Origin of the sequence: Sedimentitalea sp., assembly GCF_039973035.1 — a bacterium.
Lineage (GTDB): Bacteria > Pseudomonadota > Alphaproteobacteria > Rhodobacterales > Rhodobacteraceae > Sedimentitalea.
This window is the reverse complement of sequence record NZ_JBDWLR010000106.1, coordinates 89,296-105,133: the sequence shown is the minus strand read 5'-3', so window position 1 is coordinate 105,133 and position 15,838 is coordinate 89,296. Positions and strand designations below refer to the sequence as shown.

The window sequence follows — 15,838 nt, the reverse complement described above, 5'->3', positions numbered from 1 at the left end:
AACCTTTGAAATATAAGGATAAATTTTTATTTTAGGGTTGCTTTTTGCGGGATCTTGCGATGCTATGGGCGGGCCCGCGCGCGGGTGAAACGAGAACGGGAGCCCAAAATGAGCAATGCACCACTTTACGGTTTGAAGATCCTCAGTCTGGCGGAACAGTTTCCTGGCCCGTATGCGACGATGCTCTTGTCGGATATGGGGGCCGAGGTCATCATGATCGAACGCCCGGGCCTTGGCGATCCGGCACGGCAGTTTCCGCCGCTGTTCAGGGCGCTGAACCGGGGTAAGCGCAGCGTAGCGCTGGATCTGAAATCCACGGAGGGGTTGGCACGGTTCCGTGAATTGGCCCGGTCGGCCGACGTGATCGTCGAGGGATTCCGGCCCGGGAAGCTCGACGCGCTGGGAGCCGGGTATGAAGCGATACGAAAGATCAACCCGCGGCTGGTTCACGTGTCGGTTTCGGGCTACGGACAGGATGGGCCCTATCGTGACCGGGCGGGGCACGACCTGAGTTATGAAGGTGTCGGCGGATTGTTGGCAGATCAGGCCGAAACCGGAAAACCCGGGGTGTTGCCGGCTATTCCGCTTGCCGATATCGGCGCCGCGCTGTTTGCGGCCATTGCAATCCTTTCGGCAGTGGTCTCCAGCCAGAGGACGGGGAATGGCCGCTATGTCGACGTGTCGATGTCGGATGCGGTGGTTTCCATGCTCACCGCGTTTCTCGTACCCGCGGCCAATGGCACACCGTTGGGCGATTTCATCGCCGAACCGGCCTATGGCGTTTTCACCTGCGGCGACGGCAAGCTTGTGACGCTGTCCATCGCGCATGAAGATTGGTTCTGGCGCCCGTTCTGCGAAGTGATCGGCAAGCCCGAGCATGCGGGATTGAAAGGCCGCGAACGTGTCGCCCGAAAGGACGAGCTGCGCCAAGAGATCGCGGCGGTACTGGTGGGCAGGACGCGCGATGAATGGGGGCAGATATTCGATGGGGCGGGGGTGCCCTGGGGCCCGGTCAATTCGCTGGCCGAAACTCTTGATGACCCGCATGTGCGCGCCAGAGGCCTGTTGCGAACGCTTGCGCGCGAAGATGGCGGTGCCGAGGTCTTTCTGGTCCAGCCCCTGAAATTCGACGGTTTTGAAACCGAATTGTCCGGCCCGCCGCCGGCCATCGGTGCCGACAACAAAACCCTTCTTGGAGAAGGACCTGTCTAAGGTCCATTCTCCGCATTGGTTGTTAGCAGGCAAAGGAATACCCGCCATTGACCGGATAGGTTTGCCCGGTGATCCAACTGGCCGCATCCGAGCACAGAAACAGGATCATTCCCGCGGGATCTTCCGGTTCGCCCAACCGGCGGATCACATACTGCGACAAAGCGCGCTTTTCGGTTTCCGCATCGGGGATAAGATCGGCAACCGCCGGCGTTCTGGTGCCGCCGAGGGCTACGCAATTGGCCGTGATCCCGAACCGGCCGCCGGCTTTTGCGATGGCGCGCATGAAACCCGCGGCCCCCGCTTTAGCGCCGGAATAGACCGCCAGATGCGGTTCGCCCACACGGCCCGCATCGGAAATGACCGTCACGATGCGCCCATAACCACCTTTGACCATCAAGGGCATCGCGTGACGGGTACAGTTCAGCACCCCGTCAAAATTGGTCGCCATCCAGCGCTTCCATTCCGTGGGGTCCGATTCCCAAAAAGGCACCAGATCATCGAGCCGCGAGGTCGGCCCCGCGTTCCCGGCGTTGTTGACCAGAATATCCACGCTTCCCAGAGCCGACTGCGCCTCGGCGAAGGCCGCGCCGACGGCCTCGAAGTCCGAGACGTCAAAGGCGATCGGCAGCGCCTTGACACCTGCCGCTTCGACTTCCGCAGCAACGCTTTCCGCCCGCTCGGCGTGGAAGTCGTTGATCATAACGGCACTGGCGCCGTGCTCGGCCAGGTAAAGCGCAACCTGTCGGCCCACGCCTTGCCCCGCTCCGGTTACAATTGCAGTACGTCCCTTGATATGGAGTATGTCACTCATTGTCGTTCCTTCCTACCCGAGCCAGCGCTTGCGGCGCCGATAGTGCTTGATGTCGCGATAGCTCTTCCGTTCGCCTGAGGCGGAGACACCAAGATAGAACTCTTTGACGTCCTCGTTTTCTGCGAGTTTGTCTGCCGGGCCATCCAGAACGATGCGACCGTTTTCCATCACATAGGCATAGTCGGCGATCGACAGGGCCGCGGCGCTGTTCTGTTCGACCAGAAAGAAGGTCGTGCCTTGGGCCTTGAGCTGCTTGAGAACTTCGTAAACATCGCGGATCATCATCGGCGCCAATCCCAGCGACGGCTCGTCGATTACGATGATCCTAGGCCTTGCCATCATTGCCCGGCCGATCAGCAACAATTGCTGTTCGCCACCCGACATGAAGCCGGCGGTGCGACTGCGCAGGTCCGCAAGGCGCGGCATCAGGGAATATACGTGATCCAGCCGGTGTTTCAATTCGGTCGCGTTGGGCGCCATATGCCCGCCCACGATCAGGTTTTGCTCGGAGGTCAGGTGACGCAACACGCGTCGGCCCTCCATCACATGGATCAGTCCGTTCTTTACAACATCCGACGCTTCCAGATTCTGGACCGGCTTGCCGTTTAAGATGATCGATCCCGCCGAAACTTTCCCGTCTTCGGATTTCAGCGTCCCGGAAATGGCTTTAAGCGTTGTGCTTTTTCCGGCCCCGTTGCCCCCAAGCAGCGCGACGCATTGACCTTCGCGTACAGTGATGGAAACACCCTTGAGCGCCAAGATAACGTCGGAATAGATCACTTCTACGTTGTTGAGTTCCAGCATGGCCTTCGCGCCTGGGTTTCGGGACGGAAACGGGCGCCGCTTGTGCGGCGCCCGGTTCATCTCACCATTTTTGAACGACGGGAATGTCGACGCTCGTCGCTTCGATGACGATCTTGCCGTTTCTGACCGTGCCAATATTCACCTTGAGGCCTTCCAGCGGGAAGGGCGCATCAGGGGTAAAGGTTAGCGTCGGCAGGAAACCGTTCGTTTCCTCGGTGGTGATCGGCTTGGAAAAGAGCGCCTTGCGCACAGCTTCGCCGGTCAGACCTTCGGCGCCGTTTTCCTGGATCGCGTGCTCGATGACCGTGGCGACAAAGAGACCTTGAGAAATGCCCATGGCGGTCACCACGTTCCAGGGCGCTTTAAGCCCGTAGTCCGAGGTCAGGGTGTTATAGAACTGCCGGGCCGGGCTGTCCTCGTCGGCCGCAATCGCCATACCGTAGGCTTCGTAATCGCCTTCGAGCTGTTCGAGACCGCCCAGGGCCCCTCCGGAGGCCGGCAACCCGTTGTGCGAGCTCATCATGATCGGGACGTTGGCGCCGTTGGCCTGCAATCCGCGCTTCGCGGCCACGACGATCGAAGTGTTGGTCTGGATGACCAGCGCCTCGGCCCCTGAACGTGCGACGCGGCGCATCTGGGTTGTCAGATCGGTGGGCTGCACCTCGGTATAGATAACCTCGACGATGTCGATATCATCGGGATTCTGTTCGGCATAAAGCTCGAGACCCTTCGCCATGTCCACATAGGCAGGAGAAGCTTCGGAGGCCAGGATCGCAACCTTGATCGGCTCGTCTCCGCCCCGCTGCTTGCGCAGCCAGGACAGAAATCCTGCGCTCTCATGCGAATAGGTCGGGCGCGGATTGAAAATCCAGGAATCGGGCTTCCAGGCAAAGCCATAAGCGGCCGTGGACATGAACATGGGGATCTTGTCTTCCGGCAGCCGCTCAGACAGAGCGGCGACATCGGGCCCGCCCAAACCAACAACCGCTATCGGATTCAGTTCCGATTTGATGCCGGGCCACAGGCTTGCAACCTGTGCTGCATCGTAGCGGGTTTCATAGTTCTTGAAGTTCAGCGTGACCCCAAGTTCCTTGCCGCGTGTCTCATTCCACCAGTTGAACACGGTCTCGCGGCCGCTTGCCAGAACAGGCATGATATCGGCATAGGGACCCGAGAAGTCCGACAACAGGGCAAGGTTATAGCTCGTTTCGGCTTGCACCTTCGCAGGCACGACGGTTGCGAAGGCGATAGCGCTCACTGCCAACAGACTACGAAGGCCTGAATGTGTTTTGTAGGTCATTTTGCTTCCTCCTTGGTTGCTGGCCGCCCGATCCGTCAATAAGGGAACGGCCAGATGCGATAAGATGACTTCAGGATGTTCCAGCGATGCATCAGCCCTTTCGGTTCGAGGATCATGAATAAAGCGATCACGCCGCCGAGAATTACATTCATGCCGGCGAACACGATGTCGCCGCCCACGAAAGGCACTGACTCGGCGATGTTGGGGCCAACCGTCGCGATAATTTCCTGAATGATGCGAATGACGAAAACACCGATCAACGCCCCCACGATCGACCCCATCCCTCCGACAATGATCATCGCTACGAAGAAGATGGAATGGAACAGCGTGAACTGATCGACCCCGACAAAGCGGATCATATAGGCCCAAAGCGCCCCACCCACGCCGGCGTAGAAAGCACCGATCAGAAAGGCGTTGGCCTTGGTGGCCGCGACGTTGATCCCCATGATACCCGCAGCCACGTCATCGTCCCGGACCGCGACGAAGGCACGGCCGAACCGGGACCGGACGATCCCGAATGCGCCCGCAATCATGATCGCGGCAACAGCGAAACTCAGATAGAACTGCGCGGTCTCGCTGACGAAGCGCAGGCCGAAAAGTTCCGCAGGCGGCACAGTGATACCGTTTGATCCACCCATCCAGGTCGACGGCAGATTCAAGACCGCGAAATGAAAGATGAACTGTGCCGCGATCGTCGTCAGGGCAAGATAGAAACCCTTGATCCGGGCCGCGGTCAGTCCGAAGAGAAAGCCGAATACCGCGGCTGCGATTCCCGCCAGGGGAATGACCAACAGGAATGTAAGCCCGGTTTTGGAGGCCAGTATCGAGGCGGTATAGGCTCCGACACCCATGAATGCCGCTTGGCCCAGATTGATCTGGCCGGCATAACCCGTGCATATCTGAAGTCCCACGGCGATGACCGCGCTGATCAGCATCATGTTCAGGACTGCGATGATGCGCGCGCCCACCAGATAGGGAGCGGCCAGCATGAGAGCGAGGAACAGGACGAGGGCAAGTGCCTGCCAGCGCGTGCGTATGAGGCGTCTGTCGGCTTGATAGCTTGTCGGGAAGATGCCTGAAGGATCCATGGCTTATACCCGCTCGATGGTGCGCCAACCGAACAGGCCGGTGGGACGGATCAGCAGAATGGCAAGCATGATGATATAGGGCACGACACTGCCCAGGGAGCCGCCGATAACTGGGTCGAGGTAGTTTGTTGTCAGGCTCTGGACGATGCCGATGATGACCCCGGCCAAAATCAGCCCTCCGATCGATTCCAGCCCGGCGAATAGCGCCACGGGCAGCGCGGCAAATCCGATATCGGAGGCCAGGAAGGTCAGGGATTTGCCGCTGAGAAAGATCATCGCGCCAACCGTGGACAGGATTGCGCCGAGAACCCAGGCGAAGGCGATCGAACTCTTCACGGAGATCCCCATTGAAGACGCAACGACATGATCTTCGGCCACCGCTGTCATCCGCAGCCCGGGTCGGGTCCGGTTGAAGAACCACGACAGACCGGCGGCCGCGACAATGGTGATGATTCCACCAATCAGCAGGTTCAACGGAATCAGCATGTCCCCAAGGAAGAGGGGTTTCAGCGGGAAGATTACCGGGAAGGGCCGAACCGCGGGGCCGAACAGCAGCAGAACAAACCCGCGAAGCAAAATCAGCAGGCCGACTGTCACCATGACCATCGAAAAGACTGATTCACCGATCAGTTTTGTCAGAAATATCCGCTCGATCAGGTATCCTACAAAACCTGCGAGAAGCAGCGACAGCGGTATCGACAGCCAAAGGCTCAATCCGGCCTGCAAGGTGGTGAACCAGACGATGAAGCCGCCGATGATCACCAGTTCGCCCTGAGCGAAATTGAAAACCTTGCTGGCGCGGTAGATCACGACAAAGCCCATGGCCACCAGCGCGTATAGCAGGCCGATCAATGCCCCGGTTATGATATCATTGACGAAGTAGACCACTGTTGCCGACCTCCCTTATGTTTCCGACTGCCGGTTGACAGTCTTTGATATGCTCTCGACATCCAACACGAGAACCTTGGCCTCAAGCGTGCCCTGGCGGCCGTCCTGATAGGTCACGGCGATCTTGAGATCGGCCTTGTCGGCACCGCTATAGATAGCCGCGACAAGGTCCGCATATCGCTCTTCCAGAAATCCGCGCCGAAGTTTCCGGCTCCGGGTCAGTTCACCTTCGTCCGGGTCGAGTTCTTTCGGAAAATTCGCAAACCGCGCAACGTGTGAACCTTCCGGCAGCAAGGCGTTAATGCGCGTAATCTCGCCCTTTATGAGATCCAGAATCTCGGGCTTTTGCGACAGATCGGTATAGGTCGAGAAGCTGATATTGTTCTCTTCCGCCCAGCGGCTGAGGACTTCCATGTCGATATTGATCAGCGCGCCGACGAAGTCACGGGATTCGTCACCCAATGTCATTAAATCTTTGATGAAGGGGCTGTAGCGCAACCGCGTTTCAATGAACTGCGGCGGATAGCTGTGACCGTTTGCCAGGCGGCGCATGTCTTTCACCCGGTCATAAAACAAGAGCTCTCCATCGTCGGTCATCGAGACCGCGTCGCCGGTGGCATACCAGCCGTCTTCGGTCTGCGCCTCGGCCGTCTTGTCCGGTTTGCCGAAATATCCGCCAAAGCCCGACCCGCCGCGCACCTGCAATTCGCCCTCAGGGGAGATCCGGAATTCGAGCGGATCGCCATAGGCGGGATTGGTCTGCATCCAGCAGCCGCTGGTTTCCAGCTGATAGCTTTCGCCCATATGCGCGGTCATCAGCCCGACCTCGGTCGCGCCATAGACGTTGCGCAGCTTGACGCCCATCGCGTGGAACATGCGGAACACGTCCGGAGCCATCAGTGCGCCGCCGCTCATGGCGTTCCGGGCCTTTCCCAGGCCGAGATTGTCGCGCAGGTGGTGCAACACCAGAGCCTCGGCAAAGGGCAGTTGAAGCCGCGCGGCAAGCCTTGGCGTCCGGCCTTCCAGGCGTTCGACATAGACGCCGCGGCCGACCTTCATCCCCCAGTTGTACAGCGCCCGGCGTATCGGACCGGCGCCCAGCATCCGCGCCTGCACGATCGAGGCGAGGTTCTCCCACTGGCGCGGACTGAAAACCAGCGCGTCCACCGCTAATTCGCGGATATTGGCGAGCACGTCTTCGGGACCTTCGGGGAAATTCACCACCATCGGGCCGATCAGGCCGATGGACAGGCCAAAGATCTGCTCGGTCACCCAAGCGGGGGAGATGTAGGTCAGGTATTCCGTCCCCGGGGTGATGTCGATCGCACCCATCACCCGCGACGTGTTGTCGAACAGGTAGCGGTGGGTGATGATCACACCCTTCGGCTTGCCGGTGGTGCCGGAGGTATAGGACAGAACCGCGATGTCGCCGGCCTTGCCGCGCCGCACATGGTCTTCGAACCTTTCTGGGTCCTTGGCGTGGACATGCCTCCCGGTCTGGCTGACCCTCTCGAACGAGCGCAGCATGGGGTGATCGTAGTTCCACAGCCCGGAATCATCCCAATAGACGATCCCAAGCACCCCCTCGACCCGGTCGACGATCTCCAGGCATTTGTCGACCTGTTCCTGATCCTGCGCCAAAAAGACACGGGTGCGAGAATCCTGCGCCAGATAGAGGATCTCTTCGGTTGTCTGGTCGGGATATACCGACAGGACCTTGCCGCCCAAAGACTGAACCGCGTATTCGGCCCAGAAATGTTCGGGTTCGTTCTCGCCGATCAGCATCACCGAGTCGCCGGCCGAAAGACCCATCTCCTCCAGACCAAGCGCCAGCGCCCGGACGCATTCCAGCACATCGGCCCAGGTGAACTCGCGCCAAATGCCCAGCCGCTTGTGACGCTGGGCCAAGGCATCGGGGGCGGAGCCCGCCCGCGCCAACAGGACCTGCGGCAGGGTTTCGCTTTGCGTGACGGCGGGGTCGGTGAAGGTTTTGGCAGATTGCTGCGTGACCATGAAACTATCCCAGATAAGCTTTGATCACGGCCGGGTTCTTCTGGATTTCCGCCGGCGTGCCCTCGGCGATGACCCGCCCGAAATCCAGCACCACCACGCGGTCGGCAAGATCCATCACCACGCTCATGTCATGTTCGACAAGGACCACCGGGATCTTGCGCGCCTCGCGCACGTCCAGGATGAACCGGGCAAGGTCCTCTTTCTCCTCCGAATTCATCCCGGCCATGGGTTCGTCCATCATCAGGATCGACGGCTCTTGCGCCAAGGCGCGGCCCAGATCGACCCGTTTGCGCAGGCCATAGCCCAGCGTGCCCACAGGCTTGTTGCGGATCGCCTCGATTTCCAGAAAGTCGATGATCTCCTCGGCAGCCTTGCGGTGCTCGGCCTCTTCGCGCATCACCGGGCCAAAGTGGAAAAAGGCCTGAACAACGTTCGAATTCATCAGGGTGTGCCGGCCGATCATGATGTTTTCGATCACGGTCTGCCCGGCGAAAAGATGGGTGCCCTGAAAGGTTCGCGCCAGACCGCTGCGCGCGATCTGGTCGACCCGCAGCCCCGTCACGTCCTTTCCCGACAGTTCCACATGCCCCTGCTGGGGGCGGTAGAACCCGGCGGTCACGTTCAGAAGAGAGGTCTTGCCGGCGCCGTTCGGCCCGATGATCGCAAGCAGTTCGCCGTCGTTGACGGTGACCGAAACATCGTCAAGCGCGGTCACCCCGCCGAATTTGAGCGTCGCGCCGCGCACCGCAAGCGGTGCCGCACTGGTTTCCGCCGCGGCGCTCATGACATGGTTCCGCAGATGCTGCGACACACACTGCGCGGCTGCAGTTCAACACAGGTTGCCGCCGCAGAAACAGCGAGACGACTCTTTGGCAATGTTCTCCTCCCGGCCCCGTTTTTGTATCGGGCCGTCAAGTCCGTTTTTGCGAACTCTGTTAGTATTTTTCTAACATACGTTAGAAATATGAGTCAATATGAAACGCCGCGTGACCGACGTTGCCGTTGCGTCATTTTCCGGCGTAGTTCGCGATGAAACTGCGCAATCCGGTCTGGTCCTGACACCAGACCGCGCCTTCGCCGCCATCGTCCCTGCAATGCAGATGCAACCTGCAGGGAAGAGTGACCGGCGCGGCCCCGCGGAACGAAAACCGCCCCGGCGTATGCCCCAGCGCATCGGCCGCGATATTCAGGAGTAGGGTCGCCTGCAACGGTCCGTGAACCACCAGGCCCGGATAAGCCTCGGTTCGGGTCGTGTAGACATGGTCATAATGGATACGATGCGCATTGAACGTCAGCGCGGAATACCGGAACAGAAGCGTGGGATCCGGAGTGACCACGGATTTCAGCGTGTTCGGTTCCGTTTCGTCGGGCGCTGCGTGTGCCGGCGCGGTCCGGGGGGGCGCGACATCCTTGTATACGATGTCCTGGCGTTCCGAGATGCAGACCTGGCCGCGGCAGGTATATTCGTGCCGCACGGTGACGAACACCAGTTCTCCGCTGCGGCCCTGTTTCGCGGCGATGTCTTCGACCACCGAATGCCGAGTGACGGTTTCGCCAACCGTGAGCGGGGCGATATGGGTCACGTCACCTCCTGCCCACATCCGCGAGGGCAGGGGGACCGGCGGCAGAAAGGCACCCTTCTTGGTGTGCCCGTCAACGGCCAGGGCGTCGGACGGCACCGCCTCTAGCGCCAGGCACCAGTGAATCCCCAGCGGGGCCGCGCCCGCCCGGTCGCTAAGATGTGTACCAAGAGTGGCGCGGAACCGTTCGATCAGCCCCGGGGTCAGGATGTCGTCCTTGGTGTCGGTGCGCCCCAGCCAGGGCTTGAGTGTGCCAAGATCGGTTTTGCTCATGGTCCCCGCCTCAGAAGGATCGCGGCATACCCAGGATATGCTCGCCGACATAGGACAGGATCAGGTTGGTCGAAATCGGGGCCACCTGATACAGCCGGGCCTCGCGGAACTTTCGCTCCACATCATATTCCCGCGCGAAACCAAAGCCGCCATGGGTCTGGATGCAGGCATTGGCCGCTTCCCAGCTGGCCTCCGAGGCCAGCAGCTTGGCCATATTCGCCTGCGCCCCGCAATCCAGCCCGGCATCGAACCGTCTGCAGGCCTCAAAGCGCATCAGGTTGGCGGCCTCGATGTTCACATAGGATCTGGCGATGGGAAACTGCACGCCCTGGTTCTGGCCGATGGGACGGTCAAAGACCACGCGGTCGCCGGCATAGACGCGGGCCTTATCCACGAACCAATAGCCATCGCCGATGCATTCCGCCGCAATAAGGGTCCGTTCGGCATTCAGACCGTCAAGAATGTGGTAAAACCCGCGCCCCTCGGTGCCGATCAGGTTCTCGGCGGGGATTTCTAGGTTGTCGAAGAACACCTCATTGGTTTCGTGGCCGGGCATATTGGCGATGGGGCGGACCTCCATGCCTTTGCCGATGGCCTCTCTCAAATCGACCATAAAGATCGACAGGCCCTGCGACCTTTTCTTGACCTCGTTCAGCGGCGTGGTGCGTGCCAGCAGGATCATCAGGTCGGAATGCTGGATGCGGCTGATCCAGACCTTCTGGCCGTTGATCACATAGCGGTCACCCTTTTTGACCGCCGTGGTCTTCAGTTTGGTGGTATCGGTCCCGGTGGTCGGCTCGGTCACGGCCATGGATTGCAAGCGCAACGCGCCGCTGGCGATGCCGGGCAGGAATTTCTGCTTCTGCTCCTCCGAACCGTGTCTGAGAAGCGTGCCCATATTGTACATTTGCCCGTGACAATGGCCCGCATTGCCGCCGCAGCGGTTCACCTCTTCCATAATGATCGAGGCCTCGGTCAGCCCCAGACCCGAACCGCCGTATTCCTCGGGGATCATCGCGGCCAGCCACCCCTCGCGGGTCAGCGCATCGACAAACTCCTCGGGGTAGGTTTCGTTTTCGCCGAACTTGCGATGATATTCTGGCGGAAACTGCGCGCAGAGTGCGCGCACGGCGTCGCGCAGATCGGTGTGAGTGTCTGGGGCTGACGTCTGCATTGGTTACTTCGCTCCCGGACCCGACGTTTCAAGAATTTCCTGCTCGGCACGCTGCCAAAGCTCGTAGGAAATCGGGTTTTCGCTCTCTTCGAGGATGTGACCGACCAGACCGATCGCCCTCGCCATCACGCCAAAGCCGCGCACGATCTTCCACGGGAAGCCGAATTCGCAGCAGATCGCGCCGATCGCGCCGGTGGCGTTGATCGGCAGCATCTTGCCCGATTTCTCCTCGGCCACGGCTTGAATCTTCTGGATCAGCGCGATGTACTCGCCCGACTTGCCGTTCTCGGCCGCGATCTGGAACAGACGCGGCGCGCGCGGGTCGACGGGCTTGTGGACCGGATGGCCCAGACCCGGCACGATGGCCTTCCTGGCACGGAACTTCTCGACGGTCTCGACGGCGATCGCGTCCAGATCGGCGCTGGTGCCCAGCTTGTCCTGGGGCAGCGCCTCGTAGAGCATCTTCGATGCGCCTTCCATCGAGCCGACAAAGACTGTGCCCAATCCGCACAGCCCGGCCGCAACGGCGGCCTGAAGCGATTCCGGCGCGCCCATATAGGTCATCCGCGCGGCCAGGGCAGAGGGCGTGATGCCATGTTCCACCAGCGTGATGACGATGGCGTTGAAGACCCGGCTTTCCTCGGGCGTGGCCTTGCGGCCCGTCAGTTGCAGAAACGCCAGATCGCCGAGGTTCATGTGGCCGAGGATTTCGTTGGGCAGGTCGAGCCCGCGCACGTTGATCTGGTCGGGCGTGCTCCAGCCGATTTTCGAGCTGATCTTTTCCTTGCGTTTTCCCATCAGACCGGATCCCACGAAAAAACATCCGCCGAAACCTCGAGCGGCGTGAATTGCGATTTGAGCGCGGGAATGGCGCGCTCGGCGATTTCATCGGCGGTCCAGCCATCACCGGAATGGACCGACCGCACCGGGCGGGGCTGGTTGAACAGGAAGATCTCGTTCTTGCGCACCGCGAAGATCTGTCCCGTGACGTCGACGGAGCGGTCGCTCATCAGGAAACAGGCCATCGGCGCGACCTTGGCCGGGGTCATTTCCTTGATCTTCTCGACGCGCGCCTTCTGTTCGGGCGTGTCGGTCTTGATCGACGAGATCATCCGGCTCCAGGCGAAGGGAGCGATACAGTTCGACCGCACGTTCCAGCGCTTGAGGTCCAGCGCGACCGACTTGGAGAAGGCCGCGATACCGAGCTTGGCGGCGGCGTAGTTCGCCTGGGCGTAATTGCCGATCAGACCCGAGGTCGAGGTCATGTGCACCAGCGCGCCGCTTTCCTGTTCGCGGAAATAGTCGGCCGCCGCGCGGCTGGTGTTGAAAGAGCCGTAAAGATGGACCTTCACCACCGCGTCGAAATCCTCATAGGTCATCTTGTGAAAGAACCCGTCGCGCAGGATGCCGGCGTTGTTCACCACCGCGTCGATGCGGCCGAATTCCTTGACCCCGGCTTCGATCATCGCGCGTGCGGCGTCGGGATCGGTGACGTTGCCGCCATCGGCGATCGCGTCGCCGCCTGCGGCCTTGATTTCCTCTACGACCTTCTGGGCCGCGGTCTCGGTCTGGCCGGTGCCCTTCAGCGACGCGCCCAGGTCGTTCACTACCACCGCGGCGCCTTCCGCCGCCGCCATTAGGGCGATGTCGCGTCCGATGCCGCCGCCGGCGCCGGTGACAAGGACCACCTTTCCGTCAAGTGCCTTCGCCATCTTCGTCCTCCCTCAGCTTGCCTTGCGGTAATTGTCGAGACCGCCTGAATGCATGACCCGGCCCATTAGTGGTGCGCCGATAATCTCTTCGGCCTTGACGGCCGCTGCGATCAGCTTGTCCAGGTCGATGCCCGTCTCGATGCCCATTTCGTGGCACAGGAACACCGCGTCCTCGGTGCAGACATTGCCGGCGGCCCGCGCATGGCCGTGGCCCGCGAAGGGACAGCCGCCAAGCCCGGCGACCGAGCTTTCGAACATGTCCACGCCCATCGACAGGGCGGCATAGACGTTGGCGATGCCAAGGCCACGGGTGTCGTGGATGTGCATGCCAATGCGGGCCTCGGGCGCCATTTCGCGCAACGCGCCGATCATGCGCTTGACCGCCTCGGGGTTTCCCCAGCCCATGGTGTCGGCGATCACGAGGATCGGCACGGGGATGTCCTCTTCCTCGCACAGATCAAGGATAAAGCGGAAATCGTCCAGAATGCGTTCCTGCGGGATCGGGCCTTCGTAGTTGCAGCCGAAGGCGGTCATCACATAGGCCGCGTCGACGGCATAGCCCTCTTCCTTGTAAAGGCGCACCCAGTCGCGCTGCCGCTCGCGCATTATGGCGGAGGAGCAGTTGTTGTTGGCTTGCGCGAAGGCTTCGGAGGGGTAGAACAGCAGGCGCGGGTCGATATCGACCTCATGCGCCGTCAGGGCCTTGCGAAACCCCTTGTCGTTCAACCAGAGCGAGGTGTAGTTCACGCCCGGCTTGCGCTTGATGCGCTGGAACAGCTCGCCCGTATCGGCCATCTGGGGCACGAATTCGGGGCTGACGAAACTGCCCACCTGGATACGCTTCAGCCCTGTCTCGCTGAGCATGTCGATCAGTTCGATCCGCTGTTCGATCGGATAAATCTTCTTTTCGATCTGGAAACCCTCGCGCGGGCCTTCCTCGCGGAATTCAACGAATTTGGGAAAGTCGCTCATGCGGTCACTCCTCGGGTGGCAGGATCTCGGCGATGACCTGGCCGCGGTCGACCATGTCCCCATTCGAGACGGTGATGTTGTTGGCCGTACCGGCAGCCGCGGCGCGAATCGAGATCTCGAGTTTCATGGACTCCATGACGGCGATGACATCGCCCTCGGCCACGATCTGGCCGTTGGTGACCTTGACCTCGACGATCATGCCGGTCAGCGGCGAGGTTACGGCGCGATCCGCGGCCGCGTCGCCGCCGGCAAAGTCGAGCGGCGCGGCGGGGTGGAAAACCAGCCGTCCCTCGGGCGTATCCAGCTCGACTACGCCGGCATGGAGCCGCGCTTCGATCAGGTGGACGGTGTCGCCTTCGCTCAGCCGCCAGCGGCCCGGCGTGATTTCACGTGCCGACAGTGTCAGCGCCTCGCCGTTTTCCGAATAGACGGTGAATCTGGCACCCGGTTTGACAGGACCGACGCGCAATTCCTCGGACTTGTCGTCAGAATCGGTCAACGCCACACGCTGCCCCGCCTCCAGCGCGTCGCCGCCCAGGCCCAGCCGCCAGCCGGTGAAGGTATCGCGGTTGGTCCAGGGCTCGGCCGCCGTGTCGCGCCGCCCCGCGGCCACGAACAGCACCGCCGCCGCCGCTTTCCACAGCACGGGGCGGGCCAGCGCGGGCGGTTGCGTTAGCTGATCTATGCGGCCGTCGATCCAGCGGGTATGCACCTGCATCCGTTCGAATTCATGGTTTCGCGCCAGCGCCGTCAGAAAGGCGCGATTGGTCTCGACGCCTTCGACCGCGACATGATCAAGCGCCGTGGCAAGACGCGCCAACGCGGTTTCCCGGTCGGGCGCGTGGACGATCAGCTTGGCGATCATCGGGTCGTAATAGGGTGTGACCGCATCGCCTTCCTCGACACCGCTGTCGATCCGCAGGCCCGATGGCAGGCTGAGCGTGGTGAGCGTGCCGGTCGACGGGGCGAATTGCATCGCCGGGTCTTCGGCGTAAAGCCGCGCCTCGACCGCGTGTCCGTTGATCTTGAGGTCATCCTGCGCCAGGCCCAGGCCCGCGCCTTCGGCGATGCGCAGGTGAAGCGCGACAAGGTCCAGCCCGGTGATCGCTTCGGTGACAGGGTGTTCCACCTGAATGCGCGGATTTACCTCAAGGAAGAAATACTCGTCCCCCGCGACCAGAAATTCCACAGTGCCGAGGCCGCGATAGTCCAGCGTTTCGCCCAGACGCACCGCGTCATGGGCGATCTCGTCCAGAAGCGTGCGCGGCAGACCCCAAGCGGGCGCTTCCTCGATGACCTTCTGGTGGCGGCGCTGAAGCGTGCAGTCGCGTTCGAACAGGTGCACCACGTGGCCCTTGCCGTCGCCGGCGATCTGCACCTCGATATGGCGCGCCTCGGGCAGGAACCGTTCCAGCAGCAGCCCTTCGGAGCCGAAGGTGGATTTCGCCTCGCGCAGTGCGCCCTGGATATCCTCCATCAGCGTGGTCTCGTCGGTCACCAGGCGCTGCCCGCGCCCGCCGCCGCCGCCGACCGCCTTGAGCAGCACCGGCAGGCCCATCTGGCGCACCTCGTCTGCAATTTGCTGCGGATCGGACCGCGCGCCTTCGGCGCCCGAAATCACCGGGACGCCGGCAGCCACGGCGGCCACTTTGGCGCTGGCCTTGTCGCCGAAACGCTCCAGCGTCTCCGGCGTCGGCCCCATGAAGATCATACCGGCGGCTTCGACCGCGCGGGCGAAATCGGGGTTTTCGGCCAGAAAGCCGTAACCGGGATGGATCGCATCCGCGCCCACCGATTGCGCGGCGGCAATCACCGCGTCGATTTTCAGATAGCTCTCGGATGCAGGACCGGCACCGATACAGACAGATTTGCCGATCTCGCGCACATGCAGGGCATTGGCGTCGGCCTGCGAATGCACGCCGACAGGGGTGATACCGCTGGCCCGCGCGGTGCGCGCGATCCGGCAGGCAATTTCGCCGCGGTTGGCAATCAGAAGCGTTTTGATTTTCAC

At 61.5% G+C, this 15,838-nt stretch carries 14 protein-coding genes; 1 reads left to right on the top strand and 13 read right to left on the bottom strand.

The features are described from left to right. The first annotated feature begins 108 nt into the window (after positions 1 to 108). Positions 109 to 1,212: a CaiB/BaiF CoA-transferase family protein gene (locus ABJO75_RS28600; RefSeq protein ID WP_348195902.1), complete on the top strand. Its 1,104-nt coding sequence runs from the start codon at positions 109 to 111 to the stop codon at positions 1,210 to 1,212. A 22-nt stretch (positions 1,213 to 1,234) separates the two neighbouring features. Here ABJO75_RS28600 and ABJO75_RS28595 read toward each other — a convergent pair whose 3' ends face one another. The 13 genes from ABJO75_RS28595 to ABJO75_RS28535 form a co-directional block, all read right to left on the bottom strand. Continuing rightward, the gene (locus ABJO75_RS28595; protein WP_348195901.1) at positions 1,235 to 2,023 is read right to left on the bottom strand and encodes an SDR family NAD(P)-dependent oxidoreductase; all 789 of its coding nucleotides are present in this window, start codon (positions 2,021 to 2,023) and stop codon (positions 1,235 to 1,237) included. Positions 2,024 to 2,035: 12 nt separating this feature from the next. Then, positions 2,036 to 2,827 (bottom strand): ABC transporter ATP-binding protein, encoded by a 792-nt coding sequence (locus tag ABJO75_RS28590; RefSeq protein WP_348195900.1) that lies wholly within the window; start codon positions 2,825 to 2,827, stop codon positions 2,036 to 2,038. Between the two features lie 61 nt (positions 2,828 to 2,888). Beyond that, on the bottom strand, positions 2,889 to 4,127 hold the full coding sequence (locus tag ABJO75_RS28585; protein WP_348195899.1) for an ABC transporter substrate-binding protein: 1,239 nt from the start codon (positions 4,125 to 4,127) through the stop codon (positions 2,889 to 2,891). 35 nt (positions 4,128 to 4,162) lie between these two features. Next, positions 4,163 to 5,215 carry a branched-chain amino acid ABC transporter permease gene (locus ABJO75_RS28580; protein WP_348195897.1) on the bottom strand — a complete coding sequence of 351 codons (1,053 nt, stop codon included), beginning with the start codon at positions 5,213 to 5,215 and terminating at the stop codon, positions 4,163 to 4,165. Between the two features lie 3 nt (positions 5,216 to 5,218). Continuing rightward, positions 5,219 to 6,103: a branched-chain amino acid ABC transporter permease gene (locus tag ABJO75_RS28575; protein WP_348195896.1), complete on the bottom strand. Its 885-nt coding sequence runs from the start codon at positions 6,101 to 6,103 to the stop codon at positions 5,219 to 5,221. Positions 6,104 to 6,118: 15 nt separating this feature from the next. Beyond that, positions 6,119 to 8,116, bottom strand: a complete 1,998-nt coding sequence (locus ABJO75_RS28570; protein ID WP_348195895.1) for an AMP-binding protein — start codon at positions 8,114 to 8,116, stop codon at positions 6,119 to 6,121. A gap of 4 nt (positions 8,117 to 8,120) precedes the next feature. Further along, positions 8,121 to 8,900, bottom strand: coding sequence for an ABC transporter ATP-binding protein (locus tag ABJO75_RS28565; protein WP_348195893.1), 780 nt, complete (start codon positions 8,898 to 8,900; stop codon positions 8,121 to 8,123). 223 nt (positions 8,901 to 9,123) lie between these two features. Continuing rightward, positions 9,124 to 9,969, bottom strand: coding sequence for a MaoC family dehydratase N-terminal domain-containing protein (locus ABJO75_RS28560; protein WP_348195892.1), 846 nt, complete (start codon positions 9,967 to 9,969; stop codon positions 9,124 to 9,126). A 10-nt stretch (positions 9,970 to 9,979) separates the two neighbouring features. Further along, a complete protein-coding gene (locus ABJO75_RS28555) occupies positions 9,980 to 11,143 on the bottom strand; it encodes an acyl-CoA dehydrogenase family protein (protein WP_348195891.1) in 1,164 nt (387 codons plus the stop codon). 3 nt (positions 11,144 to 11,146) lie between these two features. Next, entirely contained in the window at positions 11,147 to 11,941 is a 795-nt protein-coding gene (locus ABJO75_RS28550; protein WP_348195889.1) for a citryl-CoA lyase, read from the bottom strand. Further along, the gene (locus ABJO75_RS28545; protein ID WP_348195887.1) at positions 11,941 to 12,855 is read right to left on the bottom strand and encodes an SDR family NAD(P)-dependent oxidoreductase; all 915 of its coding nucleotides are present in this window, start codon (positions 12,853 to 12,855) and stop codon (positions 11,941 to 11,943) included. The genes ABJO75_RS28550 and ABJO75_RS28545 overlap by 1 nt, the downstream gene beginning before the upstream one ends. Before the next feature lie 12 nt (positions 12,856 to 12,867). Continuing rightward, complete coding sequence (locus ABJO75_RS28540; RefSeq protein ID WP_348195885.1) at positions 12,868 to 13,827, bottom strand: hydroxymethylglutaryl-CoA lyase; 960 nt, start codon at positions 13,825 to 13,827, stop codon at positions 12,868 to 12,870. A 4-nt stretch (positions 13,828 to 13,831) separates the two neighbouring features. Beyond that, positions 13,832 to 15,838, bottom strand: a complete 2,007-nt coding sequence (locus tag ABJO75_RS28535) for a biotin carboxylase N-terminal domain-containing protein (RefSeq protein ID WP_348195884.1) — start codon at positions 15,836 to 15,838, stop codon at positions 13,832 to 13,834.